Source organism: Kribbella sindirgiensis (assembly GCF_004331435.1).
GTDB lineage: Bacteria > Actinomycetota > Actinomycetes > Propionibacteriales > Kribbellaceae > Kribbella > Kribbella sindirgiensis.
Genome location: NZ_SJKA01000012.1, coordinates 15569 through 41240, shown reverse-complemented (window position 1 = coordinate 41240; position 25672 = coordinate 15569). Strand labels below are relative to the sequence as shown.

At 68.7% G+C, this 25672-nt stretch carries 23 protein-coding genes; 13 read left to right on the top strand and 10 right to left on the bottom strand.

The features are described from left to right. The first annotated feature begins 129 nt into the window (after positions 1–129). Both E0H50_RS29160 and E0H50_RS29155 read left to right on the top strand, forming a co-directional pair. Positions 130–1284 carry an N-acetylglucosamine-6-phosphate deacetylase gene (locus E0H50_RS29160; protein ID WP_131293743.1) on the top strand — a complete coding sequence of 385 codons (1155 nt, stop codon included), beginning with the start codon at positions 130–132 and terminating at the stop codon, positions 1282–1284. Positions 1285–1366: 82 nt separating this feature from the next. After that, the gene (locus E0H50_RS29155; protein ID WP_131293742.1) at positions 1367–2638 is read left to right on the top strand and encodes an ABC transporter ATP-binding protein; all 1272 of its coding nucleotides are present in this window, start codon (positions 1367–1369) and stop codon (positions 2636–2638) included. Between the two features lie 98 nt (positions 2639–2736). Here the strand turns inward: E0H50_RS29155 and E0H50_RS29150 are convergent, their stop codons facing one another. Together E0H50_RS29150 and E0H50_RS29140 are read right to left on the bottom strand one after the other, a co-directional pair. Further along, positions 2737–4077, bottom strand: a complete 1341-nt coding sequence (locus E0H50_RS29150; RefSeq protein WP_131293741.1) for an FAD-dependent oxidoreductase — start codon at positions 4075–4077, stop codon at positions 2737–2739. Between the two features lie 199 nt (positions 4078–4276). Next, on the bottom strand, positions 4277–4939 hold the full coding sequence (locus E0H50_RS29140; RefSeq protein ID WP_131293740.1) for a type 1 glutamine amidotransferase domain-containing protein: 663 nt from the start codon (positions 4937–4939) through the stop codon (positions 4277–4279). 72 nt (positions 4940–5011) lie between these two features. Here E0H50_RS29140 and E0H50_RS29135 point away from each other — a divergent pair, with 72 nt between their 5' ends. Then, on the top strand, positions 5012–5890 hold the full coding sequence (locus tag E0H50_RS29135) for a LysR family transcriptional regulator (protein ID WP_131293739.1): 879 nt from the start codon (positions 5012–5014) through the stop codon (positions 5888–5890). A 62-nt stretch (positions 5891–5952) separates the two neighbouring features. On the opposite strand, the gene E0H50_RS29130 is transcribed toward E0H50_RS29135, so the two are convergent. Then, a complete protein-coding gene (locus E0H50_RS29130; protein WP_131293738.1) occupies positions 5953–7596 on the bottom strand; it encodes an FAD-dependent oxidoreductase in 1644 nt (547 codons plus the stop codon). A gap of 34 nt (positions 7597–7630) precedes the next feature. Next, on the bottom strand, positions 7631–8254 hold the full coding sequence (locus E0H50_RS29125; RefSeq protein ID WP_131293737.1) for a TetR/AcrR family transcriptional regulator: 624 nt from the start codon (positions 8252–8254) through the stop codon (positions 7631–7633). Between the two features lie 173 nt (positions 8255–8427). On the opposite strand from E0H50_RS29125, the gene E0H50_RS29120 reads away from it, so the two are divergent. The 5 genes from E0H50_RS29120 (at position 8428) to E0H50_RS29100 (ending at position 13267) form a co-directional block, all read left to right on the top strand. Beyond that, positions 8428–9423, top strand: coding sequence for an NAD(P)/FAD-dependent oxidoreductase (locus tag E0H50_RS29120; RefSeq protein WP_238151334.1), 996 nt, complete (start codon positions 8428–8430; stop codon positions 9421–9423). A gap of 53 nt (positions 9424–9476) precedes the next feature. Next, entirely contained in the window at positions 9477–10421 is a 945-nt protein-coding gene (locus E0H50_RS29115; protein WP_131293735.1) for an alpha/beta fold hydrolase, read from the top strand. 89 nt (positions 10422–10510) lie between these two features. Next, complete coding sequence (locus E0H50_RS29110; RefSeq protein ID WP_202868379.1) at positions 10511–11518, top strand: NAD(P)H-binding protein; 1008 nt, start codon at positions 10511–10513, stop codon at positions 11516–11518. Positions 11519–11603: 85 nt separating this feature from the next. After that, positions 11604–12419 (top strand): oxidoreductase, encoded by an 816-nt coding sequence (locus E0H50_RS29105; protein WP_131293734.1) that lies wholly within the window; start codon positions 11604–11606, stop codon positions 12417–12419. A gap of 5 nt (positions 12420–12424) precedes the next feature. After that, complete coding sequence (locus tag E0H50_RS29100) at positions 12425–13267, top strand: alpha/beta fold hydrolase (RefSeq protein WP_131293733.1); 843 nt, start codon at positions 12425–12427, stop codon at positions 13265–13267. A 127-nt stretch (positions 13268–13394) separates the two neighbouring features. Here E0H50_RS29100 and E0H50_RS43550 read toward each other — a convergent pair whose 3' ends face one another. Together E0H50_RS43550 and E0H50_RS43545 are read right to left on the bottom strand one after the other, a co-directional pair. Then, on the bottom strand, positions 13395–13649 hold the full coding sequence (locus tag E0H50_RS43550; RefSeq protein WP_202868378.1) for a site-specific integrase: 255 nt from the start codon (positions 13647–13649) through the stop codon (positions 13395–13397). Between the two features lie 132 nt (positions 13650–13781). Next, complete coding sequence (locus E0H50_RS43545; protein WP_202868377.1) at positions 13782–14165, bottom strand: hypothetical protein; 384 nt, start codon at positions 14163–14165, stop codon at positions 13782–13784. A gap of 354 nt (positions 14166–14519) precedes the next feature. Between E0H50_RS43545 and E0H50_RS29085 the strand changes: the two genes are divergently transcribed. Next, positions 14520–15824, top strand: a complete 1305-nt coding sequence (locus E0H50_RS29085; protein WP_238151332.1) for a ferredoxin reductase domain-containing protein — start codon at positions 14520–14522, stop codon at positions 15822–15824. Positions 15825–15849: 25 nt separating this feature from the next. On the opposite strand, the gene E0H50_RS29080 is transcribed toward E0H50_RS29085, so the two are convergent. Both E0H50_RS29080 and E0H50_RS29075 read right to left on the bottom strand, forming a co-directional pair. Then, the gene (locus E0H50_RS29080; RefSeq protein WP_131293731.1) at positions 15850–16614 is read right to left on the bottom strand and encodes a sulfite exporter TauE/SafE family protein; all 765 of its coding nucleotides are present in this window, start codon (positions 16612–16614) and stop codon (positions 15850–15852) included. After that, a complete protein-coding gene (locus E0H50_RS29075; RefSeq protein WP_131293730.1) occupies positions 16611–17324 on the bottom strand; it encodes a FadR/GntR family transcriptional regulator in 714 nt (237 codons plus the stop codon). The genes E0H50_RS29080 and E0H50_RS29075 overlap by 4 nt, the downstream gene beginning before the upstream one ends. Before the next feature lie 81 nt (positions 17325–17405). On the opposite strand from E0H50_RS29075, the gene E0H50_RS29070 reads away from it, so the two are divergent. Next, positions 17406–18692 (top strand): SLC13 family permease, encoded by a 1287-nt coding sequence (locus E0H50_RS29070; RefSeq protein WP_131293729.1) that lies wholly within the window; start codon positions 17406–17408, stop codon positions 18690–18692. A 13-nt stretch (positions 18693–18705) separates the two neighbouring features. On the opposite strand, the gene E0H50_RS29065 is transcribed toward E0H50_RS29070, so the two are convergent. Next, positions 18706–19065 carry a DUF4345 domain-containing protein gene (locus E0H50_RS29065; RefSeq protein ID WP_131293728.1) on the bottom strand — a complete coding sequence of 120 codons (360 nt, stop codon included), beginning with the start codon at positions 19063–19065 and terminating at the stop codon, positions 18706–18708. A 111-nt stretch (positions 19066–19176) separates the two neighbouring features. Between E0H50_RS29065 and E0H50_RS29060 the strand changes: the two genes are divergently transcribed. The 3 genes from E0H50_RS29060 to E0H50_RS29050 all read left to right on the top strand — a co-directional run bounded on the left by E0H50_RS29060 (position 19177) and on the right by E0H50_RS29050 (position 24024). Then, a complete protein-coding gene (locus E0H50_RS29060) occupies positions 19177–21111 on the top strand; it encodes a family 43 glycosylhydrolase (protein WP_165547334.1) in 1935 nt (644 codons plus the stop codon). A 31-nt stretch (positions 21112–21142) separates the two neighbouring features. Continuing rightward, positions 21143–22210 (top strand): LacI family DNA-binding transcriptional regulator, encoded by a 1068-nt coding sequence (locus E0H50_RS29055; RefSeq protein WP_131293726.1) that lies wholly within the window; start codon positions 21143–21145, stop codon positions 22208–22210. 71 nt (positions 22211–22281) lie between these two features. Beyond that, positions 22282–24024: a glycoside hydrolase family 35 protein gene (locus E0H50_RS29050; protein ID WP_131293725.1), complete on the top strand. Its 1743-nt coding sequence runs from the start codon at positions 22282–22284 to the stop codon at positions 24022–24024. 320 nt (positions 24025–24344) lie between these two features. Here the strand turns inward: E0H50_RS29050 and E0H50_RS29045 are convergent, their stop codons facing one another. Then, positions 24345–25670, bottom strand: coding sequence for an EsaB/YukD family protein (locus E0H50_RS29045; RefSeq protein WP_131293724.1), 1326 nt, complete (start codon positions 25668–25670; stop codon positions 24345–24347). Between the last annotated feature and the right edge of the window lie 2 nt (positions 25671–25672).

The window sequence follows — 25672 nt, the reverse complement described above, 5'->3', positions numbered from 1 at the left end:
CGCCGCCACCAAGGAGAGCGCCGTACCAGCCATGAGCCATGCGCGAGCCACCTCCGACCAATACCCAATCCGCCGAACGACCTAACGGCGTGATCAACTGCACCTGACGCCGAGGAAAGGCCACAACTGATGAGTGAGGTCCTGGAAGGTCGTACCGCCGCCGGCCGCGGTGTGCGGGTGCGGTACTCGGTGGACGGCATCGAGGAGATCACCGACGACCCGTCGGCACCGGACCTACTGCTGCTCCCAGGCCTCGTCGACATCCAGCTCAACGGGTACGGCGGCCTCGACGTCAACGACCCGTCCCGCGCGGCGAGCGAACTACCTGATCTCGTCCGCGCACTGTGGGGCCAAGGGGTGACCACGGTCTACCCGACGATCATCTCCGCCGACAACGCGACCACGACCACGCTCGTCAAGCGAGCCGCCGCCGCGCGCGCCACCGATCCCGACGTGGCGTACGGCGTACCGGGCTTGCACCTGGAGGGTCCGTACATCTCGTCCGCGGAGGGTGCCCGCGGTGCGCACGACCCGGCCGTGATCCGGGACCCGGACCCGGACGAGTTCGACCGCTGGCAGGCCGCGGCCGACGGCGCGATCGCGATCATGACCCTGGCCCCCGAACGCCACGGAGCCATCGACTTCACCCGCCACCTCGCAGCGAACGGCGTACTCCCATCGGTCGGGCATTCGCTGGCGACCGCCGCCGACGTGCACGCCTTCGCGGCCGCCGGCGGACGGCTCTCGACCCATCTGGGTAACGGGCTGCCCGCTCAGATCGACCGGCACCACAACCCGATCTGGCCCCAGCTCGCGGACGACACGCTGACCGCGGGGCTGATTGCCGACGGCCATCATCTTCCCGCCGACACCTTCGCCGCCCTGGTCCGCGCCAAGGGCCCGGCGCGCTGCGTCCTCACCAGCGACGCGGCCGCACTGGCCGGATGCGCGCCCGGCGACTACCGGACCGCGGTCGGCGGCGCGGTCACCGTCGCCTCCGACGGAAGCCTCCGCCTGCAAGGTACGCCGTACCTCGCCGGGAGCGGCGCCTCCCTCCTCGACTGTCTCCGCTGGGCCACCGGTCCGGGCGGACTCCCCCTCGAAACCGCCGTCGCGATGGCCACCACGACCCCCGCCGACCTGCTCGGCCTGCACGACCGCGGCCGCCTGGAAGTCGGCGCCCGAGCCGATCTGGTCCAGGTGACCAGCTCCCCGGACGGCACCATCGGCGACCTCGTCACCGTCGTTGTCAACGGCCGATTGATTGCCCTAAGCAACAGTTGAGTCTTGGATCGTACCGGCTGCAATCAGTTCGCAAGGTACCCAGCGCTTGCCGGTGAACCGGAACTTCCCGTATAAGGCCTACATGACGGCGATCCGGCTCGACGCGGTGTCCAAGGTGTTCGAGGGTGAACACCTGGCCGTGGACGAGTTGTCGCTGCAGGTCGACGACGGCGAGTTCATGGTGCTGCTCGGGCCGTCCGGGTGCGGGAAGACGACGCTGCTGCGGATGATCGCGGGGCTCGAACGCGTGACCTCCGGCGAGGTCTGGTTCGGGCGGACCCTCGGCACCCGGCTCGCGCCGCGCGAGCGAGGGGTCGCGATGGTCTTCCAGACCGGCGCGCTGTATCCGAACCGGACGGTGCAGGAGAACATCATGTTCCCGCTCCAGATCGCCGGGCAGGACGACGCCCGGGCCGGGTCCACCGCGGCCGGACTCGCGCAGATCCTCAGCCTCGAATCGGTGCTCGACCGGATGCCGCGGACGTTGTCGGGCGGTCAGCGGCAGCGGGTCGCGATTGGCCGGGCGCTGGTCCGGCGGCCGCAGGTGTTCCTGCTCGACGAACCGCTGTCGAACCTCGACGCCACGATGCGCACCGAGCTCCGCCAGGAGATCGGCGCGATGACCAGGGACCTGAACGTGACCACGCTCTACGTGACGCACGACCAGGTCGAGGCGCTGACCCTGGCCGACCGGATCGCGGTGATGCGCGACGGCCGGATCGAGGACGTCGGTACGCCGACGCAGGTGTACAACGATCCCGCGACCGCGTTCGTGGCCGGCTTTCTCGGGACGCCGCGGATCAACCTGATGGCCGCGACCGTCCGCGTCACCGCCCACCACCGGGTCGCCCTCGACCTCGGCAGCCAGTCGATCGGCCTCGACCCCACCGATCGCCGGTCGCTGATCCTGCGGCACCACGACGGCGCCGAGGTGATCGTCGGCGCCCGGTCGAGCGCGTTCAGCCTGATCACGACCCAGGACGCACCGAACCAGCTGAGCGGCACGATCCGGGCGTTCGAGTTCCACGGCCAGCAGTCGATCGCGTTCGTCCAGTGCGGGATCGAGGTCGTCGATCCCGACAAGATCGGCCAGGTGGCGCCCACGCACGCGTCCCATGAAGCCGACCCGGTCCCGTCGTTCCTGACCAGGGTCCGTTCCCGATTAGGGCTCGAAAAGCCGGCCCCTCCCCCGCCCGAGATCCACGGCGCCAGCCACCGCCGCGCCGACCTGGTCGTCGAACTCCCGGTCGACACCGAACTGGCCCGCGGGACGCGCGTTCACCTCGCCCTCGACACGTCCCAGATCCACCTCTTCGACCGCACCGGCCGCCGCGTCGACCGCGTCACCCGCTGACAGCACCAGGTACGGGGCGAGGGCCTGCGTTGCGGTGGCTGTGAACAAGTTATGACCTGTTCACAGCCACGGGGCGGGGTGCAATAGGTCGAGAGATGTCAGCCGTTGGCGACGCTGATCATGTCCTCGCGGGGGACGATCTTGATCCGTTCTCGGCCGGCTGCCGCGCCGAGGGCGATCTCATGGGCGTCCAAGCGGGACCAGCCGTTGGAGTCGATGACGGTCGCGCCGCGGGCCGTGAGGTGTTCCAGGATCCCTTGTGGGTCACGGATCTCGGGCTGCGGCAGCGTGTCGAGGTCCGCGAGCAGACTTGCGATCGTCTCCGCCGCATCGGACTTGGTATGGCCGATCAGGCCGATCGGGCCGCGCTTGACCCAGCCCGTGACATACAGACCGGGCAGCGGTACGCCGTCCAGATCGAGGACCCGGCCCCGGTCGTTCGTGATCACGCCGGCGTGGTGATCGAACGGGATCTCCGGCAGATGCGACGAGAGGTACCCGACCGCGCGGTACACGGCCTGCACGGGTGTGTCGACGTACTCCCCCGTGCCCTTGACCGTGCCGTCCCCCTGCAGCTGCGTCACCTCGGTCCGCAGGCCCTCGACCCGCCCGTCGCCGAGGACCTCGACCGGTGCGTGGCAGAGGTGGATGTGGATCCGGTGCGGGGCACCCGTCGGCTCGGCCTCGACGTACTTGAGCAACGTGTCGACGACCAGCCGGGTGCCCTTGCTCGCGTTGATCGCGGCCTGGCTCGCCTCGTCGATCTCGAATCCCTCGGGGTGCACGATCACGTCCACCGCCGGGGAGTGCGACAGCTCGCGCAGCTCCATCGGCGTGAACTTGATCTGCGCCGGACCCCGCCGGGCGAACACGTGGACGTCGGTCGCCTGGTTGAGCTTCAGCCCCTGATAGACGTTGTCGGCGATCTCGGTGCCGAGCTGTTCGTCGGCCGGCTTCGCCAGCATCCGGGCGATGTCGAGCGCGACGTTCCCGGCCCCGATCACCGCGACCTCACGGGCCTCGAGCGGCCAGTCCCGCGGTACGTCGGGATGCCCGGCGTACCAGCTCACGAAGTCGGCCGCGCCGTAGCTCCCCGGAAGGTCGATCCCCGGGATGTCGAGGGGGCGGTCGGCCATCGCACCGGTCGCGAACACGACCGCGTCGTAGTACCGGCGCAGATCGTCGAGCTTCAGGTCGACGCCGTACGAGACGTTGCCGACGAACCTGATCCGGTCCCGGCGGACGACCCGCTGCAGCGCCTTGACGATCTCTTTGATCCGCGGATGGTCCGGCGCGACGCCGTACCGCACGAGCTCGAACGGCGCGGGCAGTCGCTCGATCAGATCGACGTGCGCACCCGGGTGTTCCTGCGTCACTATGTCGGCCGCATAGATGCCGGCCGGTCCCGCACCGATCACGGCAAGGCGGAGATCCCTCATCATCACTCCAATAAGTTAGGCAAGCCTAACCTACCCGAAGAGCAACAATCAGCTCCTCAGGGGTCTCGAGCTGTGGAAGGTGGCCGGTGCGCCCGTACGTCGGGACTCGGCCCATCCTCGATCGGTGCTGCCGGCAGCTTGCTCGGGTCATGGAACGAGAACGACCGGATCTCGGCCGGCGACAGTCCACTGACATCGGTCAGCGGGCGGTGAGTACCGCCACGACCGCCTCTGCTGTGGCGTTGGCGGACTGGGGGTTCTGGCCGGTGACGAGACGGCCATCGGTGATGGTCTGCGAGGTGAAGTTGTCGCCCGCGTGGTGGATCGCACCGCGAGCGGTCAGTGCGTCGGCGAGCAGGAACGGGACCACGTCAGTCAGTCCGACCGCCGCCTCCTCGGCGTTGGTGAACGCGGCGACATTCTTGCCGTCGACAAGGTAGCTGCCGTCGAACAAGCGCAGGTTGACCAGCGCGGACGGGCCGTGGCAGACCGCCGCGACCACACCGCCGTTCTCATAGATGCCTGCGGCAAGCGACGCCAGCGCCTTGTCGTTCGGGAAGTCCCAGACGGTCCCGTGGCCGCCGGCGAAGAAGATCGCGGCGTACGGCGAGGCATCGAGATCGGCCGCGGCCGGGGTGTGGTCGAGGTCGACGGAAGCGAGGAACTTCTGCTGGATCGGGTCGTTCTCGTCCAGCCCGTCGACCGGCGGACGGCCACCGGCAACGGAGACCAGGCCGACGTCGAATCCGGCGGCCGTGAAGACCGCCCACGGCTCGGCCGCTTCGGACGCATAGAAGCCGGTGGCCCGGCCGGTGTCGCCAAGCTCGGCGTGGCTGGTGAGAGCAATCAGTACGCGTGTCATGCCTTCATGATGCGGTCCTGCAGGCATTGGGAACCAATAGCCTTTCATGGCTGTTGGCATAGGATTTCTGATATGAGACCTTCCCTCGAGTTGCTGCGGACGTTCCTGGCCGTGCACCGGTCCGGGTCGATCACCGGCGGTGCCGAGCAGCTCGGTCTCTCCCAGCCGACCGTGACCACTCAGCTGAAGACACTCGAGACCGCGCTCAACCGCCCACTGTTCGACCGGCTCGCCCGCGGCGTCCGGCCGACCGGCGCCGGCGACGAACTCGCCCGCCGGGTCGCCGACCCGATCGACGCCTTGGACGGGCTGATGCTCGACGAACTCGAAGCACCGACGTCCGCCACCGTCCACCTCGGCGGCCCGTCCGACTTCCTCTGCACGCTGGTTCTGCCGTCACTCGCCGATCGCCTCGCGGACGGGCTCCAGCTCCGCGCGACGTTCGGACTGCCGGACGATCTGCTGGACCGACTCGCCAACCACAGCCTCGACCTGGTCATCAGCTCCACCAGGCCACGCCGCGCCGGAGTTCGCGCAACCCCCTTCTACGACGAGACCTTCGCCCTCGTGGCCACACCCCACTGGTCCGCCGGTACACCGACCAGCTCACCGGAGCCGCTCCGCAACATCCCCCTGATCGCATACGCCGAAGAGGCGCCGATCATCCGGCGCTACTGGCGGACCGTCTTCAACACCCGCCTGACCCGGACCGCTGACCTCGTCGTCCCCGACCTCCGCGGAGTGCTGGCCGCGGTCATCGCCGGTGCGGGCGCGAGCGTGCTGCCGACGTACCTGTGCGAGCGGCACCTCGCCGCCGGTGAGCTGGTCGCGCTGTCCGATCCTGAACTGCCGCCGCTCAACACGCTCTATCTCGCGACCCGATCCAACACCGGGCCGCACAACCCTGCCACGGTCGTGCGAGATCAATTGCTGCGCACGTTCACCGTCTGACAGTTCGTTGTGCCGGCGATCGTGGAGCCCGCGATGCCGGCAGGCGCGCGATGCTTGTGATGTCAGCCCCGACTCGCGTCGGCGAGGTGGGCGTGGACAGCAGAGACCACCACTGAGCCTTCGCCGACGGCCGAGGCAACTCGTTTGACCGATCCGGCGCGTACGTCGCCCACGGCGAACAACCCGGGCAACGACGCATTGAACCCCTCCCGCGTCACGACGAAGCCCTTGCCGTCGAGCTCCACACCTGCTCCATGCAGCCAGTTGGTGCGTGGATTCGCGCCGATCATCAAAAAGAGACCGGCGGCGTCGAGTCGGACAGTGGCCTCGTGGGCGTGGTCTCGCCACGTCAAACCTGTCAGCCGCGTCGCTCCACTGACCGCGGAGAGCTCCGCACGGGGGTGGACGGTGACGCGCTCATGGTGAGTCAGACGCTGCGCGAGGTAGGCCGACATCGTCTCTCGCAGATCGTCCCGCCGGATCAGGATGTGGACGTGAGCGGCGTGCCGTGTCAGGAACAGAGCGGCTTGTCCGGCCGAGTTGGCACCCCCGACAACCACGGCGTTCCGGCCCGAGACGACCTTGGCCTCAAGGTCGCTCGCCGCGTAGTAGACGCCCCGCCCCTCGAGGTCGGCCAGCCCGGGCACGTCCAGACGTCGATAGTGAGCCCCGCTGGCAATGATCACGGCGCTCGCGTCGATGTCGTGCTTGTCGTCGAGGCGGACGCGGAAGCCTGAAGCCGTCTGGGTCAATCCCGTGACGGATCGGGGCGAGACCAGCCGGGTTCCGAACTTGACGGCCTGCATCATCGCTGCCCGCGCCAGCTCGGTCCCGGACACGCCTCGTGGAAAGCCGAGATAGTTCTCGATCCGCGAGGAGCTCCCCGCTTGCCCCCCGATAGCAACGTCTTCCACGACAACCACGTCGAGGCCCTCGGATGCCCCGAAGACCGCGGCCGCCAGGCCCGCTGGTCCGGCGCCGATCACGAGCATGTCGCATCGAGTGTTGTCGGCAATGCCCCAAAAGTCGATCCCGAGCGCGCTGGCGAGATCGCGCGTGGTCGGCGCGGTCATCACCCTTTGGTCGCCGGCGACCACGGCCGTACCCGACGCGGGCAACGCCGTCGTCTTCGCCAGCTCGGTCCACGCCGTGGGGTCCGAGCGCAGCACGGTCCGGTAGGGGAGCCGGTTGCGTCCAGCGAAATCCTGGAGCCGGTGCAGATCACGGTCGTCGTCTCCAGCGAGGACGAGGCCGCCCTCGCCCATCCTCGTCAGGTAGAGCCGTCGGGCGTCGAGTGCGGACAGCACGACGTCGCTCAGCTCGGCCGAGATCTCCACGAGCCGCCGCAGCTCCTCGATGGGCACCTTGAGAACCACGGTCCCCTCCTTGGCGACACCCTGGAAGAAGGATCGCTGGCCCATGAACATGCCCAGCTCGCCCACGAAGTCGCCTTGCTCCACGACGAAGACGACCCGGTCCTCCCGACGATCGACCAGGAGCAGCTCTCCTGCGAGCACGAGGTACAGGTCGTACGGGTCGCCGGCGTCCCACAACACCTCGCCGGGTTCGGGGCGCAGCTCCTCACCGCCCGATCGGAGCAGGCTCAGAAGGTGCTCACTCAAGACCGGCCATGACAGCTCGTCGACCTCGTCCCGTTGTCGCGACGAGTAGTGGGTCATCTCGTCGGGAACCGGGATACTGCTCATGGGTCTCCTTCGCCTGGCTGACGGCGCGCCGTTCTCAGCGGTGGCGTGGGCGAGGCAGCAAGGCGAACGCGCTTTCTGCAATCGAGGTCAGGCGGGCGGGACTGTGGCCGTACGCGCCTACGACATCGGTCCCGCGGATGATGGTGACCAGCAGGTACGCGAGGTCGTCGGGATCCGCGTCGGGGTCGATGTCGCCGTTGCGCTGCGCCGCTCGCACACACTCGGCCACCGCAGTTGCGACCACGGAGAAGCAGTCGTTGGCCAGGCGTTGCACCTCGGGGTCGGAGGCGCCGATTTCCATGGCCATCTTGGCGGCGAAGCAGGTCGCCGTCGTCCGGTCCGGGGCGGGGGGTACATCGGCGGCGAGTGGCACCCCGTGGACGGCCCGGAGCAAGTACCCGTGCAGTCGTTCCAGAGCGCCCTCGTCCGGTCCGGCGAGCACCTGCGGCGCACCCTGCCCCAGCCGGGCGAAGTACCCGGCCATCGCCTGCAGCAGCACGCCGTGCTTGCCGTCGAACGTGGCATAGAGACTGCCGCGGCCGAGGCCGGTGGCGGCGCTGATGTCGTCGACGCTTGTGCCGTTGTAGCCCGTGGTGCGGAACTGCCGCTCGGCGGCATGGAGGACGTGGTCGCGGTCGAAGCTTCGTGGTCTCGCCATACATAGAAGGTAGGGCCGACCTGCCGTATTTGACAATTCAGTACAGAACCATCTACGTTTCTGACAGTTCAGTACACAACCATTCTGAACTCGCCGGGCAGGGCCCTCCAACCACCAGAACTCGAAGGGTTGACCGAACCATGACTGACAAGGAAAGGCAGGAGGCCACGGCTGTGACGACTTCTCCGTACGCGAGCGACGCACTGGCCGAGGGGACCGTCGACGCAGTGGTGATCGGCGGGGGCGCCGCGGGGCTGAACGGTGCACTGATCCTCGCCCGCTCCCGCCGCTCGGTCGTCGTGATCGACAGCGGCGCCCCGCGCAACGCGCCCGCGGAGGCTGTGCACGGCCTCCTCGCCCTGGACGGCACCCCGCCGTCGGAGATCCTTCGGCGGGGCCGGGAGGAGGTGCGCCAGTACGGCGGACGCGTCGTCCAGGGCGAAGTGGTCTCGGCGAAGCCTGCCGCCCCGTCGCCGGACGGGGATCTGCGGTTCACCGTCACCCTGGCCGACGGCCGCAGCATCACCGCTCGCCGCATCCTGGTGGCCACCGGCCTGACGGATGTGCTGCCGGAGGTGCCCGGGCTCGCCGAGCACTGGGGGCACAGCGTGGTGCACTGCCCGTACTGCCACGGCTGGGAGGTGCGCGATGAGCCCATCGGTGTCCTCGCCACCGGCCCGGTCTCCATCGACCACGCGTTTCTGTACCGTCAGCTGACCGAGGACCTGACCTACTTCACCCACGGCACCGACCTGGACGAGGCCAACCGCGCCCGCTTCGCCGCCCGCGGCATCCGCATCATCGACACCCCGGTCACCGAGGTCGTCAACGACGAGAACGGTGCCCTCGCCGGGGTGCGCCTGGCCGACGGCCAGGTCGTGGCCCGCCGCGTCCTCGCGGTCCTCGCGCAGCTGCAGGCCCGCACCCAGGGCCTGGAAGGTCTGAGCCTGCCGGTGCTCGACCTGCCGAAGGGCCGCGGTTTCGCCTCCGGCATGGCCGGCACCACCGACGTACCGGGGGTGTGGGTGGCCGGCAACGTCACCGATCTGGTCGCCCAGGTCGGGGCCTCCGCAGCGGCCGGCGCACTGGCAGGCGCCGACATCAACAAGATGCTGGCCATCGCGGACACCGACGCGGCCCTCCAGGGGATCGCCGAGTCCGACATCTGATTTCTGAACGCGACGGCTCGAAACCACCCACTCCCCGGAAGGCACGAGATCCCATGATTGCTGCTGAAGAGACGTTCGACGGCACGTGGCCGTATCCCGCCCGCTTCACCGAGGCGGCCGGCTTCCGCCAGCACTACGTCGACGAGGGCCCAGAACGGCCCGATCAGACGATCGTCATGCTGCACGGCGAGCCCACGTGGGGCTACGAGTGGCGCCACCTGATCGGGCCACTGTCACGTCACCATCGCGTGATCGTTCCCGACCACATGGGCTTCGGTAAGAGCGAGACACCGCAGGACCGCACGTACGACGCGAGCGAACACATCCTCAATCTCGAATCGCTGCTCGTCGACACGCTCGACCTCACCGACATCACTCTGGTTCTCCGTGACTGGGGCGGCCCCATCGGCACCGGGTTCGCGCTGCGTCGCCCCGACCGGATCTCCCGGATCTTCGCCACGAACACGGTGATGCCCCTCGCAGACGAAATCGCCCCTCTCATGAAGGCCAACGGCGCCGAGAGCCGGTGGTTCCAGTGGGCCCAGTCGGCGCTCTCGGACGGTTCGTTCGAGCAGATCCTCGGAAACGCGGGTCACACCATCGCCCACCTGATGATCGACCTGCAGCGTGTCGCCCGACCGGAGATCGCCACACCGACCTGGATCCGCGCGTACTCCAGCCCCTTCCCGACCCCGGCGGAGTGCCGCGGTGTCATCGCCTTCCCCCGGCAGGCCCTCGAGGGCCCGCAGGGCCCGCCGCCCGGCCCGCCGCCCATGGAAGCCGTCGCCGCGCTGCGAGCCGTGCCGTCGATGCTGGCGGTCGGGATGCGGGACACCGCGCTGCTGCCCGAGTACGTGATCCAGTCGTTCCGTCTGGCCTACCCCGATGCCCCCGTGGTCGAGATCCCCAGCGCCGGGCACTTCCCGACCGAGGACGCTCCCGAGACGCTGCTGGCGCTGCTCGACCTGTTCCTGCAGACGACGCCAGCGCGCACCTGACCCGCAATGTCGAACGGGCGGCTGTGCGCGTGCGGAGTCCTCGGCTTCCTGAACGGCCGACCCACCCCAACCAGATGGAGAACACCCCAATGACGGAACGCAATCCCATTCTGATCACCGGCGCCGGCGGCCAAGTCGGTGGCGTGAGCAGGGTGATGGTCGACATGCTGCTCGAGCAGGGCCACCCGGTGCGCGCGTTCGTGCGGCGGGACGACGGGCGCGCGCAGTCGCTACGCGAGGCCGGGGCCGAGGTCTTCGTCGGCGACCTGCTCAAACTCGTGGACGTGGCTGCCGCGCTGAAGGGTGTCCGGCGCATCTTCTTCAGCATGAGCCCGCAGCCGTACTACGCCGATGCTCTCACCTTGATGGCCACGGCGGCGCGAGCCCAGGGCGACATCGAGGCCTTCGTGCACCTGTCCAACTACGAGCAGTCGTACATGACGCTCGAGAAGATGACCGCACCGGATGAGGAGCGGCGTTCCTGGCTCGGCGGACTGGTCACGGACTGGTCACCGCAGCAGCGGGCGCACTGGGTCTGCGAGCGGGTGCTGGACTGGTCCGGCCTCCCGACCATCAACGTGCGTGCGACCCTGTTCGCCGAGAACCCCCATCTGACCTGGATGCTGCTGGGCCCGCTGCGCAACGGTGAACTGCGCCTGCCCTTCGGCAACCAGCGGCTCGCGCCCATCGCGGTTCACGACCTGGCAGAGGTGTGCGTGAAGACGCTGGTCGACCCCGCTCCGCACATCTCGAAGTCCTACGAGCTCACCGGCCCGGAGCTGAAAGACATGTACGGGTTCGCTGACGACTACGCAGCCACGCTGGGACGCCAGGTCGCCTACATTCCTGAGGAAGTGGAGGCCTGGAACGAGGCCTTCATTGACGAGACCGTCCTGCAGGAGGCCCTGGGCGACCCGGCTACGGCCCGGCACGTGGCTGAGCACCTGAAGATCCAGACCAGGCTGATCGCCGGCGGGCGGTACGACGTGGTCACCGACCAACTGGAGACCCTGCTCGGGCGCCCACCGCGGACCGTGCGGTGGGCGCTGCAGAACAACACGCGCCTGCGCGAACTGGCGTCTGCTCCTGACCACTGAGCGCCCCGGAGCAGACGACGAACCCCGAGCACAGGCGACCCGCACAGCACACGACAAAGTCATGCCCACAACCGAAGGAACCAACATGCAGACAGCTTCCCCAGTAGCCCTTGTGACGGGCGCCTCGTCCGGGATCGGGCGCGCGGCAGCGCTCGCCCTCGTGGGCGCCGGTTTCGCGGTGGTCGGCACGAGCCGCAACGCGGCGAACGCCGAGCCGCTCGCCGGCGTGACGTTCCTCGATCTCGACGTGGCCAGCGACGAGTCGGTCCGTTCCCTGGTCGAGGAGGTGATCGAGCGGTTCGGCCGGATCGACGTCCTGGTCAACAACGCAGGCGTGGGCGCGGTCGGCGCCGGCGAGGAGAGCTCGATCAACCAGGCCAAGGAGGTCTTCGACATCAATGTCTTCGGTCTGATGCGGATGACAAACGCGGTACTGCCCCACATGCGCGCGCAGCGCAGTGGCCGCGTGGTCAACGTCGCCTCGGTACTCGGTCTGATCCCAGCCCCCTTCATGGCCGTCTACGCCGCCACCAAGCACGCGGTCGAGGGCTACTCCGAGTCCGTCGACCACGAGCTTCGCGAGCACGGCGTCCGGGTGCTGCTGGTCGAGCCGGCCTACACAAGCACGAGTTTCGAGGCGAGCAGCATGGCACCTGACTCACCCCTGCCGGTCTACGCCGCACAGCGGGAGGTCTCCCGCGACGTGCTGGCCACGGCCGTGCGCAACGCCGACGCACCGGACGTTGTCGCGAAGGTGATCGTTGCGGCCTCCACCGATTCCAAGCCCAAGCTGCGATACACCGCCGGCTCGATGGCCGCACGCGTCAGCCTCCTGCGCCGGATCGTGCCCTCGCGCGCCTTCGACAGACAAATCCGCAAGCTCAACCGACTGGCCGGCTGACACCCATGGAATTCGAACACGTCACCTTCGACCTGCCACACGGCACCTTTCACGCGCTGCAGGGTGGTGATCCCAATGGTCAACCGACGCTCGTCCTGCACGGCTTCCCGGACCATCCGCCAACCGCGAAGCCCTTCCTCGCCGAGCTCGGCCGCCGCGGACGTCGGGTTGTCGCACCCTGGCTTCGCGGTTACGCGCCGTCCCCGACCGCGGGCCCGTTCGACTTCGCATCCCTCACCAGCGACGTACTCGCACTGATCGACCGCTGGTCTCCCGGGCGAGCCGTGGAGTTGATCGGCCACGACTGGGGCGCCCTGATCACCTACGATGCCTGCGCCACCGCGCCGGAGCGGATCGAACGCGCGGTCACGCTCGCGGTCCCCCACCCAATCACCCTCCTGAGCCGGCCGCGCCTCGCTCAGCTACGCCGGATCTGGTACATGGGGCTGTTCCAACTGCCGGGAAGCGGCTGGATTGCCACCGCCCGCGATCTCGCCTTCATCGACCGCCTCTGGCGTCAGTGGTCGCCCAGCCTCTCGCTCGATCCAGCTCTCCAGGCGGAGCTGCACGAGCACCTGCGGGCGAGCATGCCCGCGCCTTTGAAGTACTACCGTGCGATGCTGCGACCCGGCATGCTCGGGGCGACGCGCCGCCTGTCTCAGCCGATCGCGGTGCCCCTGCTGCAGCTTTACGGTGCCGACGACGGCTGCTTCCTCCCCCCGCAGGTCGACGACCGACATCGGTTCGCCGCCCCGCACGCGATGGAGGTCGTCCCCGACGTCGGCCACTTCCTGCACATCGAGGCCCCCGAGGCGATGGCGGAACGGATCGCGGCATGGGCCCAGTAGCGGATCACTCGACCCTCGCCGCGAGACCACCGGGATCGGCGGCGCCGGGCGGATCTCCGCCTGGCAACCAGCAATGCAACCTACGTCGAGTGCCTGGAGGGTGTCCGGATACCGCTCGATGGGGCGCTCAGGCATCAAACAAGAGATCCTGGTGAGCTTGCCGAGTGCCGGTCGCGCTGTGCCGCGGCCGTGCATGATGCTCCAGCTGCGTGGTCGAGACGCCGGCATGGCGAAGGATCGTCTGCACGTCGAACAGTGTGAACGCCGGATCCGCCAGCAACCGCGCCGCCGCCGTGTGCCGCAGATCGTGCAGCGTCCAGTTCGACCCCAGCGCGGCGTTCCCGTTGCAGAGACAGCACCAGCCACACGAACGAATCCACACTCGCCGGGATCGTCTCCCGCAAACGGCTACCCTTGCTGACCACCGTGATCGTGTTCGCCCCCGCACCAAGGTCGTGCCGTGACACAGGCCGAGCAGCTGCGGATTGCGCCGAATAGCGCGTCAGCTGCATCGTCAGGAACGCCCGCCACACCGGCCGCGGTGTCTTCTGTCGGTACGTTGCTTGCCGATGGACTGCGAAGCTGTCCATCGGGTTTGGTGGGCGTTCGGTCCGCCCGTCGCGCGGCTCCGCTGGGCGGGCACAGGGTTCATCAGCTGCCCGAGCCCCGACGCACAGGCCCACTCGTAGAAGCCGAACAGAACGCTCAGCGGATTCACCGACCCCGGCGGCGACGCCTCCGGACGGCGATTCGGCCGCTGCGGAACCGGTGCCTCACGCAACAGCTCCACAAACTCGCGCACGTCGGACCGTTCAGCACGCTCCCACGCCGTCCAGCGGTCGTGCAGGAACCGGAACCACCGGGCGTACTGCGCGAAGAACGAGGTTGTCTCCCCCACCGACGCCGCCTACCTCGCCGCCGTCGGCGGACTATGTCGACGCGGTCGCGTGGAACTGGGGAACGGTTTACCTGGAAGGCCAGCGGGCCAAGCACAAGAGCAAGCTCTGGCCGGTGAACTGGTGGACCCAAGGTTCCGAACCTGGGTTGACCGCGCAGTGGTCCGAGGTCGGCCCCTGCAGCTGATGTGACGCCAGTGGGCCGGAAGCCGATCGTCCGGCCCAGTGCGCGCATGGCCCGATCGGGCATTTGTTGAAGTTTTGTTGCAACACCGCGTTGTGGATCAACCGAATGGGTGCGCCCGGGCGTCTCAGCCTGCATTACCAGGGGTGGTACCAAAATTCGGGGGGAATTCATGAGTGCGGTTCGTTGTGATCCGATGCTGCCGGACGTCCTGTTGCCGGCGCCGCTGCCGTGGCGGAGGCGGATCCTCAAGCATCCGCGGCTGATGCAGAGCAATCGGCTGGCGCTGCTCGTACTGATGGCGAATGTGCTGTGCGCACTGCGCGGTCATTGGTGGAACGACGTCGCCGTGCTCGCGCTGGTCGCGCAGGTGAATTTCACGGTGGGAATTCTGGTGCGCCAGCAGTTCGTCGTGAACTGGCTTTCCCGGTGCGTGATGAAGGCGCCGAAGTCGTGGCCGCTGCGGCTTCGGTGGGCGTTGGCGAAGGGTTATCACCTGGGCGGACTGCACGTGGGTGGTGCAGCCTGCGGCACCTTGTGGTTCCTGGCGCTGACTGTCGTCGCCACCGGTCGGGTCGGCTCGACGCTGCTGCTGGTGTACTACCTGCAAGCGCTCGTGCTGCTGGCCATCGTGATCACTGCCCGGCCCAGTGCGCGCGCCAAGCGGCACGACCTGTTCGAGCGCGTCCACCGCTTCGGCGGCTGGGGATTGTCCGTACTGTTCTGGATCGGCGCGGTCCTGCTCGCGGACGAGCGGCGAGGTACAGCACCACTTCTCGAGGCACTCGCCGGTACGCCGACCGTGTGGGTCCTGATGCTCACCACGATCAGCTCGCTCGTGCCGTGGTTGATGCTGCGGCGCATCCCGATCGACGTCGTACGGCCGTCGTCCCACGTCGCGCTCGTACGGGCCGGTCGCAGTCGGCCGATGGCCGGCTCGGCCCGTGCGATCGCACGTCATCCCTTGCAGCAATGGCACAGCTTCGCCGTGATCCCGACGCCGGGTGCACCCGGATTCCGGATGACTGTGTCGCGCGCCGGCGACTGGACGAGTGACTTCATCGACAATCCACCGACGCACGTCTGGGTCCGGGGTGTCGCGACTGCGGGTATGGTGAACTACGGGACGGTGTTCCGCCGTGTCGTCTATCTGGTGACCGGTAGCGGGATCGGGCCGGTGCTCGCGCACGTTCTGGCGGCTCGCGTGCCGCACAGACTGGTTTGGGTGACGCGCGACCCGGTCAAGACGTACGGACAGGAACTGGTCGACGAGATCTTGTCCGCCCAACCGGACGCGTTGATCTGGGACACCGACGCGAACGGCAAACCGGACATGGTGAAGCTCGCCTATTCGGCGTACGAGGAATCCGGTGCGGAGGCGGTGATCTGCGTGTCGAACCGGAAGCTCACCTGGTCCGTCGTCCATGGCCTGGAGCGCCTGGGCATTCCAGCGCTCGGCCCGATCTGGGACTCCTGAATCAACGCAAGAATCAACGCAAAAATCAACGCAGCATCAAGACGGCCGCGGTGATGCCCGCCACCACGATCAGGACGCGGAGCAGGCCGCTCGGCAGTCGGCGGCCGATGTGCGAGCCGACGTACCCACCGGCCACGGACCCGATCGCGAGCAGCACGATCGCGGTCGGGTTCAGGTCGGCGATGAAGACGAAGATGACACTGGCCACGAGGTTCGCGGCCAGCAGGGACAGGGTTTTGAGGGCGTTGACGACGCGCAGTTCGAGGTCCAGGCCGAGGCCGAGCACCGCCATCATCATCACGCCCGCACCCGCGCCGAAGTACCCGCCGTACACGCCGGTCAGCGCGGCGAAGAACGTCGTCGCCGGTGTCATCGTCGTCCGCGTCGCCTGCGGTTCGTCGTGCCGGGAACGCAGCCACCGGGAGATCCACGGCTGGACGCCGACGATCAAGCAGGTGAAGAGGATCAGCCACGGCGCCGCCGCAGCGAACACGCCTGGCGGCAGGGCGAGCAGCAGTACGGCGCCGCCGATCGCGCCGATCGCACAGGTCAGTACGACGGCGATCGTCGTGGGCCGGGAGACCTCGCGCAGCTCGCGGCGGTACCCGAACGAACCGCTGAGCGCGCCGGGCAGGAGGCCGATCGTGTTCGAGGCGTTCGCCACAACCGGAGGGATCCCCAGCGCGATCAGCGCCGGGAAGCTGATCAGCGACGCGACGCCGACGGTGGACGTGAGCACACCGGCTCCGAGTCCGGCCGCGACGATCGCCAGATGCTCGACCCCGTTCACGTCCTGTCCCGCAGCAACGCGACGTCGGACACCAGCATCACGTGCTCGTGCGTGGCCAGCGCGGCGGCGTCCGGATCGCCCGCGGCGATCGCGTCCGCGACCTTCCGATGGCCGGCGAGCGACTCGCGCGGCCGGCCGGGCTGGGACAACGACTCCAGCCTGGTCTCCCGGATCAGGTCGTGAATGGCGGTCATCATCTTCGCCAGCAACCCCGATCGCGCCGCCGCGGTCACCGCTCCGTGGAAGGCCTCGTCGCCCTCGACGCCCCGGCCGCCCGCCTCGATGTCACGCTCCATCGTCTCCAGCGCGGACCGGATCGCGGTCAGGTCGCCATCGGTACGACGGGACGCCGCCAGCGCGGCCAGTTTCGACTCGAGCGCGTCGCGGGCCTCGATGATCTCGGGCAAGCGGTCGGCGTGCGCGCGGATCGCTTCCATCACCGGCGCGGTCCGGGCCCGGTCGGTCAACACCGTACCGTCGCCGTGCCGAACCATGACCGCACCGATCACCTCGAGCGCGACCAACGCCTGGCTCAGCGTCGCCCGGCTCACGCCGAGGCGCTGCGCCAGCTCACGCTCCGGTGGCAGCCGATCGCCCGGCAAGAGGTCGTTCTCGATGATCCAGGTGCTGATCTGGTCGGCGACCTGCTCGTACAGGCGGGACCGCGGGACCGGTCGTGGCGGTACGGGACGAGCAGGCGGCGACTCCATGTCAGTACCTTATTGACAAGTGGCCCATTGGGCTATTGGCTAGGCCACTGCGCGTCCCCCGCCCCGGAAGAAGGACTCGTCATGGGACCAGAGTGGGTTGCGATCCTGGCGCTCGTCGCACTGTTCGTCGTCGGTACGGTCCTGCCGATCAACATGGGCGCGCTCGCGTACGTCGCGGCGTGGCTGGTCGGCGTCTACTCGTTGCACCTCAGTGAGAAGGAGATCCTGGCCGGCGTCAGCGGCGACCTGATCCTCACGCTGATCGGTGTCACCTATCTGTTCGCGATCGCGAAGAACAACGGCACCGTCGACCTGATCGTCGCCAGTGCGGTCCGGGCCGTCGGCGGCCGGGTCGCGCTGATTCCGTGGGTGATGTTCACGGTCACCGCCGTACTGACCGCGATCGGCGCCGCCAGTCCGGCCGCGTGCGCGATCATCGGTCCGATCGCGCTCGGCTTCGCCGCGCGGTACCAGATCAACCCGCTGATGATGGGCATGTTCGTCGTGCACGGCGCGCAGGGCGGCGGGTTCTCGCCGATCAGCATCTACGGCACGATCACCAACTCGGTGATGGAGGACGCCCAGCTGCCGTCCAGTGAGCTGACGGTCTTCCTGTCCAGCCTCGTCGTCAACCTGGTGATGGCGACGATCCTGTTCATCGTCTTCGGCGGCCGGAAACTGATACACCAGCGCGCCGACCTCGACGACGACGGCACCGAAGACCTGCACCCCGGCGGCGGCTCGGCCCCGGTCGGGACGCTCACTCGCGGGGTACGCCGGGATCAGCTGCTGACGCTGATCGCCTTCGTCGGCGTGGCCGTGGTGGCGCTCGTGTTCGACAAGAACATCGGGTTCGTCGCGATCACCGCCGCCGTACTGCTGGCGATCCTGTCGCCGACCGAGCACAAGGACGCGATCAAGCAGGTGGCCTGGCCGACAGTGCTGCTGGTCGCGGGCGTCAGCACGTACGCCGCGATTCTCACCGAGTCCGGTGCGCCGCAGTTCGTCGGCACGTGGGCCGCCGGGCTCGGAGCGGCTGTGATCGGGGCGCTCGTCCTGTGCTACGTCGGTGGTGTCGTGTCGGCGTTCGCGTCGTCGACCGCGCTGCTGCCGGTGATCATCCCGATCGCCGTACCGCTGATCGGCCACGGCGGGATCAGCGCCGGTCTCTTCGTCGCCGCGCTCGCGATCGCGTCGACGATCGTCGACGTCAGCCCGTTCTCCACCAACGGCGCGCTGATCCTCGCGAACCGCCCGGACACGATCGCCGAACCCGTGTACTACCGCCAGATCCTCAGCTACAGCGTGATCGTGGTCGCGGCCGGTCCATTGCTCGTCTGGGCCGCGCTGGTGCTCCCCGGCTGGTAAGCCAAGGCACCGCTCAACTCACCGCGAACCACAGCACGCCACCGAGGACGACCTCCACACAGAAGTAGAACCACGACGGATAGAAGGCCCGCGGGCGGTCGCGCACGGCGCCGATCAGCCGGCCCGCGGCCATGCCGCCCAGCGCGACCGCGACCGCGATCACCGCTCCGCGCCGGATCCCGTCGTCGAACGCCGCGGCGACCAGTAGCCCGGCGATCGCGAGCCCGAATCCGCCGTACACCGCACGCACTTCGTTGCGCGCGTCCGGCCCCGACGCCACGATCCCGAACGGTCGCACCAGCGCCGCGGGCAGGACGAGCCCGTAGATCCCCATGCCGGCGAAGAACACCGCCGCGACCACTATTGCAATCATTACAACAGACTAATGGGCGGGTGGGCTCTTGACGTCGGACGAGTGGCGCGCTCTAATCAGGGAGCTCATTCTGTTTACGTAAACATTCTCCCCGCCCGGAGGTCAGCGTCTATGAAACGAAGAGCTGCTGGGGCCGTGGTGCTCGCCGCGGTCGTGTTTGGTCTGCCGGCGTCCCCGGCAAACTCCGTCGAGCCGTCGGCGTACACCTCGTTCCGCCCAGGCGAGCCCTGGCTGGACACCAGCGGCAAGGTCGTTCAGGCCCACGGCGGGCAGGTCGTGCCGTCGAAGGACGAGGACGGCCGGCGCATCTACTACTGGTACGGCGAGGATCGCAGCAACGGCTACTACGACAGCCCGGGTGTGCACCTGTACTCGTCGTACGACCTCTACAACTGGAAGGACGAGGGCCTCGCGCTCCGTGCGATGAACTCCCCCGACCAGTTCGCGAACGACCCGTACTTCGCCAAGCTCTACAAGAAGTACACGCCCGCGCAGAAGGACGTCGTCTGGCGCGACCTGTCCACCAACAGCGTCCGCACCGACGGCTGGGCGCGACCGTCGATCCTCGAACGCCCCAAGGTGATCTACAACAAGAGCACCGGCAAGTGGGTGATGTGGGTGCACTCCGACGGCCCGTCGTCACCGACCGGTACGTCGACGTACGCCCGCGCCGAGGCCGGGGTGGCGATCGCGGACTCGCCGAAGGGCCCGTTCCGCTGGATCGACTCGTACCGCCTGAACCGGGTGCCGAGCGACTCGGTGCCGTGGTGCGGTACGTCGTCCGCGTTCGACCCGGCCGGCGGGATGGCGCGGGACATGAACCTGTTCGTGGACGACGACGGTACGGCGTACATCATCTACTCGTCCGAGGAGAACCGGACGATGTACGTCTCCAAGCTGAACAGGTCGTACACGTACCTGTCAGCGGCGCCGGAGAACGCCGTACCGGGCAAGGACTTCACCCGGACCCTCGCGTGCAACCAGCGTGAGGCGCCGGCCATGTTCAAGTCGGACGGCACCTACTACCTGGTGACGTCGGGAGCCACCGGCTGGGACCCGAACCCGGCGCGCTACGCGACCTCGCAGAACATCCTGGGCCAGTTCACCGACCGCGGGTCCCCGATCTCCGGGGACGGCGCGGCGACCACGTACCGGTCGCAGAGCACCAACGTGATTCCGGTCGACCAGAAGCACAACAAGTTCGTCTTCATGGGCGACCGGTGGACCCCCAACGATCTCGCGAACGCGCCGTACGTCTGGATGCCGATGAGCTTCGGCGAAGGCGGTGCACTCACCATCGGCCCGGATACCGAGTGGACGCTGAGCGACCTGACGCCCTACACCCGCTGGACCGTCACGAGCACGATCCCGGACACCGTTTGGCTGAACGACACGAGCGCGCTGCCGTCCGCCGTCACGGTGACGACCGCTCGCGGATCGCAGCAGGTCGCCGTCACCTGGGACCCGTCGAGCATCGCGCAAGCGGGACCGGCGACCCTGCGCGGGACGCTCGCGGACGGCAGGACGTTCTCTCGCTCGGTCGTGGTCGTGCCGCACGGTCTGCGGTACGCCGTGAACGCCGGCGGGACTGCCACGCCCGATTGGACACGTCTGACCCAGCTCGCGTCGACCCAACAGCCACTGCTCAACTCGGCACCGGAACAGCCGCTGGGGACTGATCCCGGCACGGGCACGCACTGGGGATACACGGGTTCGAGCGCTCCGGCCGGTACCGGCGACCTCTACACCACGCTGCGGTACGCCAAGGACCACGAGCCGCTGGTCTACACGTTCGAAGGCCTCGAGCCGGGCACGTACACGGTCCACGCGGGGTACTACGACCCGTGGCCGTGGGCCAACCGTGCGGCCGAGGTGACCGTCAACGGGTCCGTCGTCGACCAGCAGCGCCTGTTCACCGCGACCGGCGTCGCGGCGTCGTACGGCGGGATCGCGGTCGGTGCCGACGGCAAGATCACGGTGTCGATCGCGCCGACCCGCTCCCCCGACATCCAGGTCAGCTGGCTGATGGTCGCCCGCGACAGCTAGGACCTCGGGCGCGTCACCCTATGCTGAGGCCATGTCGAGTGAGGTCAGGGGCGCGCGCCGCGGGGTCAAGGGACACCCGAAGTCGGGACCGTCGATCGGCGACGTCGCGCGGCTGGCCGGTGTATCGGCGCAGACCGTTTCCCGGGTCTCGACCGGCTCGGAGCCGGTCAAGGCCGAGACCCGGGACCGGGTCCTCGACGCGATGCGGCAACTCGGGTACGCCCCGAACCTCGCCGCGCGGGCGCTGCGCCGAGGCAACTTCCGGTCGATCGGCCTGATCGCGCACCAGGTCATCCGGACCGGTGAGTCGAAGACCATCGAGGCGGTGATCGAGGCCGCCCGGCGGGAGGGGTACTCGGTCAGCCTGGTCGACGTCGAGAGTCCGTCCTCGAGCGACGTCAGCGAGGCCGTGCAGCACCTCAGCCACCAGGCGATCGACGGCTTGATCATCATCCGGGCCGAGACCGCGACCCCGGCGGCGCTGTCGCTGCCGCCGACGCTGCCGGTTGCGGTGTCCGACTCGCGGTTCATCGGGCACCATCCGGCGGTCGGCGCCGATCAGGTCGGCGGCAGTCGCGCCGCGGTCCAGCACCTGCTGGATCTGGGGCACGCGACCGTGCACCACATCGCAGGGCCGGCCGACTCCGGCCCAGCGGACCTCCGGGCGACCGCCTGGCGGCAGACCCTGGTCGATGCGGGACGCGAGGTCCCGGAGCCGTTCGGCGGTGACTGGTCCGCGGATGCGGGCTATGCGATCGGGAGCGAGATCGCGCAACGCGACGACGTCACCGCGGTCTTCGCGGCCAACGACGAGATGGCAGCCGGCCTGATCCACGCACTGCACGAGGCCGGCCGCCGGGTGCCGGACGACGTGAGTGTCGTCGGATTCGACGACGTCGACCTCGCCAGGCACCTCTGGCCGCCGCTGACGACGGTCCGGCAGGAGTTCCACCAGATCGGTCACGACCTCGTCGAGGTCATCATGCGACAGCTCGGCGGGCGGGAGCAGCTGACCGGGTACCACGGAACGGTGGCCGCCCCGCTCATCGTCCGGCAGAGCACGGCGGCACCCCGCAAGCGCCGCCGTACCCGCCGCTGAGTCCGGGTGGACAGCCGCCCGCGAGTCCGGTTATCGTCGAGAATGTTTACGTAAACAAGAGATGAGAGCCCATGCCTGACTTCGCCATCGGTGAGTCCGACTTCGTCCTGGACGGCCGCCCGTTGCAGATCATCTCCGGTGCCCTGCACTACTTCCGGATGCACCCGGACTGCTGGGCGGACCGGATCGAGAAGGCACGGCTGATGGGGCTCAACACCATCGAGACCTACGTCCCGTGGAACCTGCACAGCCCGCGCCCCGGCGTCTTCGACACCTCCGGGATGCTCGATCTCGGGCGGTTCCTCCGCGAGGTCCAGTCCGCCGGACTGTACGCGATCGTGCGTCCCGGGCCGTACATCTGCGCGGAGCTCGACAACGGCGGGCTCCCGGCCTGGCTGTTCCGCGACGGCAGTGCAGGGGTACGCCGGTACGAGCCGGCGTTCATGTCCGCGGTCACGCAGTACCTGCGGGATGTGCTGGAGATCGTCCGGCCGCTGCAGATCGACCAGGGCGGACCGGTACTGCTCGTGCAGGTCGAGAACGAGTACGGCGCGTTCGGGAACGACCAGACCTACTTGAAGGCGATCGCCGAGGTCATCCGGAACGCCGGTACCACCGTTCCGCTCGTCACCGTCGATCAGCCGACGGACGCGATGCTGGCCGCGGGCGGGCTGGACGGCGTACTGCGGACCGCGTCGTTCGGTTCCCGGGTCACCACGCGGCTCGAGACCCTGCGGAAGCACCAGCCGACCGGGCCCTTGATGTGCATGGAGTTCTGGGACGGATGGTTCGACTACTGGGGCGGACGCCACCACACGACGTCGGCGAGCGATGCGGCGGCGGAGCTCGATGCGTTGCTCGCGGCCGGGGCGTCGGTCAACATCTACATGTTCCACGGTGGTACGAACTTCGGACTGTCGAGCGGAGCCAACGACAAGGGCGTGTACCGCCCGACCATCACGTCGTACGACTACGACGCACCGCTCGACGAGGCGGGGAACCCGACGGAGAAGTTCCACGCGTTCCGTGAGGTGATCTCGCGGTACGCGCCGGTGCCGGACACCGTGCCGGCGTCGAAGCCGGCCGCGCCGGAGTTCACCGTCGCGCTGTCCGATCCGGTCGCGCTCCTCCAGGGCTCCGGTGGAACGTGGTCGGAGCATCAGGAACCGCCGACGCTCGACGACCTGGACGTACGGCTCGCGATCTTCCGGACCGAGCTGCGGCACGGCGGACCGGCCATGCTGACGTTCGGCGAGGTCCGCGACCGCGTACAGGTGTTCCTGGACGGCGCACCGGTCGGCGTCCTGGAACGCGAACGCCACGAGCGCGCGATCATGCTCCCCCACACCCGCGGACGGCTCGAGCTCGTCGTCGAGGACCAGGGCCGGGTCAACTACGGACCCCGCATCGGCGAGTCCAAGGGCCTCATCGGCCCGGTCCGCGTCGGCACCGAGGAACTCACCGGCTGGACCGCGTGCGGGATCGACCTCGACAGGGTCCCGCAGCTGTGGCACTGCGCCGGCCCGACCCCGTCCGCGCTCGGCATCGGGCCGACCGCGTGGCGCGCGACGTTCGAGACCGACGGCGAGTCCGACCTGTTCCTGCGAACCGATGCCTGGGGCAAGGGCATCGCCTGGATCAACGGCTTCTGCCTAGGCCGTTACTGGCGCCGCGGCCCCCAGGAAACCCTCTACGTGCCGGCACCTCTCCTGGAGCAGGGCACCAACACCCTCGTCGTACTCGAACTCGACCTCCTCGAGTCCCCCACAGCAACCTTCACCGGATCGGCACGCTTGGGCTTCACAGACCTCTAAGCCCTCTGAACTGCGGACCGTGAGACAGGTTCTGGTGGGCTTGCACCTGATATTCCCTGTCCGCAGCACCCGGAAGGTGTCTCCTCCCCCGGCAACCGGCTGACCGCGCGCACGCGGAGTCCGCCCATCACCACCATCAGCATCGGCTCGGGCAGGACATTGGAGAACCAGGCGCCGAGCGGCGCCGTACAAGCGGCGGCGATCACCAGCGGGACCATCGCCCGCAAGCGCACCTGGCGCCACCCGCGTGACAGGCCCCGCCAAGGAGCACGCCCGCAGCACCACTCACTGCAGGAACCTCCTGTTCTCGGACGCCCTGGTTAGGCGACGTTCAGAAGTTTCGCATACAGGTCGAAGACTCCGAAGGCGAGTGGCACGAAGGCGATCATGGCGGCGACTTCGATCGCGTCGAGGAGTTGGGCGGCGCGGGCCTGGAGGTGCTGAGGAGACTCCGGGCGCATGCCGAAGGCGGCGACCATGCCGACCACGACGAGGAGTCCGACGGCGATCAGCGCGCCTCCGGCTTCCTTGGTGGACAGGACGAACGTGAGCACCAGCATGATGCTCAGCGCCGCCGCACAGAGGACCGCGACCTCGGTCAGCAGCGGGTACAGACGCGCCCGGGACGCGAGCAGAAACGCCAGCAGCACCGCGACACTGATCGACCAGCCGTTCCAGGTCCGCAGCATCACGACAGCCGACGCCACCGACGACATCGCGACCGGAACCGTGGCCAGCGCGATTCCGAGATGCGCCGCGTTGATCGCCGCATGGACGTCGGTGCGCTGGACCTCCACGCCCTGCGCCCGCCGGTCGTCGAGCGCGGTCAGCCCCGACATCGCGAGCCCGATCCGCGGCAGCAGCCCGAGCACCAGCACGGACAACGCGCCGGCCACCACACCGACCCGATCCGCGTCGATGCCGAGCCGCACCCCACCGATCCAGCACACGGCGAACGCCACGGTGACCGAGCCGCCGAGCACGCCGCCGCGGGCCAGTCCGGCCCCGGCGAACAGTACGGCGCCAATCCCTACCCCGGCCGCGCCGGCGGCGTACGCCATCGGCACCGACCAGCCGCCGGCGATCGCCCAGACCACCAGACCGATCGCGAGGCATCCGGTGGCGATCGAAAGCAACGGGATACCGACCACCGGTCGCTGATAGCGGCCGAGCACAACACCGACGAAGCCGGTCAGCGTGGTGAGCACGAGAAGGAGGAACAGCGCCAGGTCCGATTCCGCCTGCGTGACCAGCGCGATCACGCCCGCCAGCACACTCACCACCAACGCGGCACCGGCCAGGGCCCGGCGGTGCCTGGGCTGGAACGCGGTCGCCCGCCGATCCAGGTCGTCGACCGTCTCCTCGGTGATGTCGTACACCGTCGGCGCCGGCGGCAGCTCGCCCTCGGCCATCAGCCGGAGCACCGCGCCGTCGCCGAGCCGCGCACTGGCCAGGCTGTACTCCGGTGCCACCTGCTCTCCGCTGACGGTGGTCAGGAACCTGCGTCGCGGCCACCGTTCCACCGGCTCGTCCAGCATCTGCATCAGGTCCGGCAACAGCTTCCCGAGCGGCTCGTCGACCGGCAGTACGGCGTCCATCCGCCGCCGCCGACCGACCACCGTCACCCTGCTGTACGTCGCGCCCATGA

What these genes read in the sequence shown, in the direction of transcription:
- E0H50_RS29110 (WP_202868379.1), top strand. Translation starts at nt 10,511, where the DNA reads ATGACGGAACGCAATCCCATTCTGATCACCGGCGCCGGCGGCCAAGTC.
- E0H50_RS29075 (WP_131293730.1), bottom strand. Translation starts at nt 17,324, where the DNA reads ATGGAGTCGCCGCCTGCTCGTCCCGTACCGCCACGACCGGTCCCGCGG.
- E0H50_RS29125 (WP_131293737.1), bottom strand. Translation starts at nt 8,254, where the DNA reads ATGGCGAGACCACGAAGCTTCGACCGCGACCACGTCCTCCATGCCGCC.
- E0H50_RS29140 (WP_131293740.1), bottom strand. Translation starts at nt 4,939, where the DNA reads ATGACACGCGTACTGATTGCTCTCACCAGCCACGCCGAGCTTGGCGAC.
- E0H50_RS29160 (WP_131293743.1), top strand. Translation starts at nt 130, where the DNA reads ATGAGTGAGGTCCTGGAAGGTCGTACCGCCGCCGGCCGCGGTGTGCGG.
- E0H50_RS29055 (WP_131293726.1), top strand. Translation starts at nt 21,143, where the DNA reads ATGTCGAGTGAGGTCAGGGGCGCGCGCCGCGGGGTCAAGGGACACCCG.
- E0H50_RS29115 (WP_131293735.1), top strand. Translation starts at nt 9,477, where the DNA reads ATGATTGCTGCTGAAGAGACGTTCGACGGCACGTGGCCGTATCCCGCC.
- E0H50_RS29150 (WP_131293741.1), bottom strand. Translation starts at nt 4,077, where the DNA reads ATGAGGGATCTCCGCCTTGCCGTGATCGGTGCGGGACCGGCCGGCATC.
- E0H50_RS29065 (WP_131293728.1), bottom strand. Translation starts at nt 19,065, where the DNA reads ATGATTGCAATAGTGGTCGCGGCGGTGTTCTTCGCCGGCATGGGGATC.
- E0H50_RS29060 (WP_165547334.1), top strand. Translation starts at nt 19,177, where the DNA reads ATGAAACGAAGAGCTGCTGGGGCCGTGGTGCTCGCCGCGGTCGTGTTT.
- E0H50_RS29105 (WP_131293734.1), top strand. Translation starts at nt 11,604, where the DNA reads ATGCAGACAGCTTCCCCAGTAGCCCTTGTGACGGGCGCCTCGTCCGGG.
- E0H50_RS29045 (WP_131293724.1), bottom strand. Translation starts at nt 25,670, where the DNA reads ATGGGCGCGACGTACAGCAGGGTGACGGTGGTCGGTCGGCGGCGGCGG.
- E0H50_RS29070 (WP_131293729.1), top strand. Translation starts at nt 17,406, where the DNA reads ATGGGACCAGAGTGGGTTGCGATCCTGGCGCTCGTCGCACTGTTCGTC.
- E0H50_RS29155 (WP_131293742.1), top strand. Translation starts at nt 1,367, where the DNA reads ATGACGGCGATCCGGCTCGACGCGGTGTCCAAGGTGTTCGAGGGTGAA.
- E0H50_RS29100 (WP_131293733.1), top strand. Translation starts at nt 12,425, where the DNA reads ATGGAATTCGAACACGTCACCTTCGACCTGCCACACGGCACCTTTCAC.
- E0H50_RS29050 (WP_131293725.1), top strand. Translation starts at nt 22,282, where the DNA reads ATGCCTGACTTCGCCATCGGTGAGTCCGACTTCGTCCTGGACGGCCGC.
- E0H50_RS29085 (WP_238151332.1), top strand. Translation starts at nt 14,520, where the DNA reads ATGAGTGCGGTTCGTTGTGATCCGATGCTGCCGGACGTCCTGTTGCCG.
- E0H50_RS29135 (WP_131293739.1), top strand. Translation starts at nt 5,012, where the DNA reads ATGAGACCTTCCCTCGAGTTGCTGCGGACGTTCCTGGCCGTGCACCGG.
- E0H50_RS29130 (WP_131293738.1), bottom strand. Translation starts at nt 7,596, where the DNA reads ATGAGCAGTATCCCGGTTCCCGACGAGATGACCCACTACTCGTCGCGA.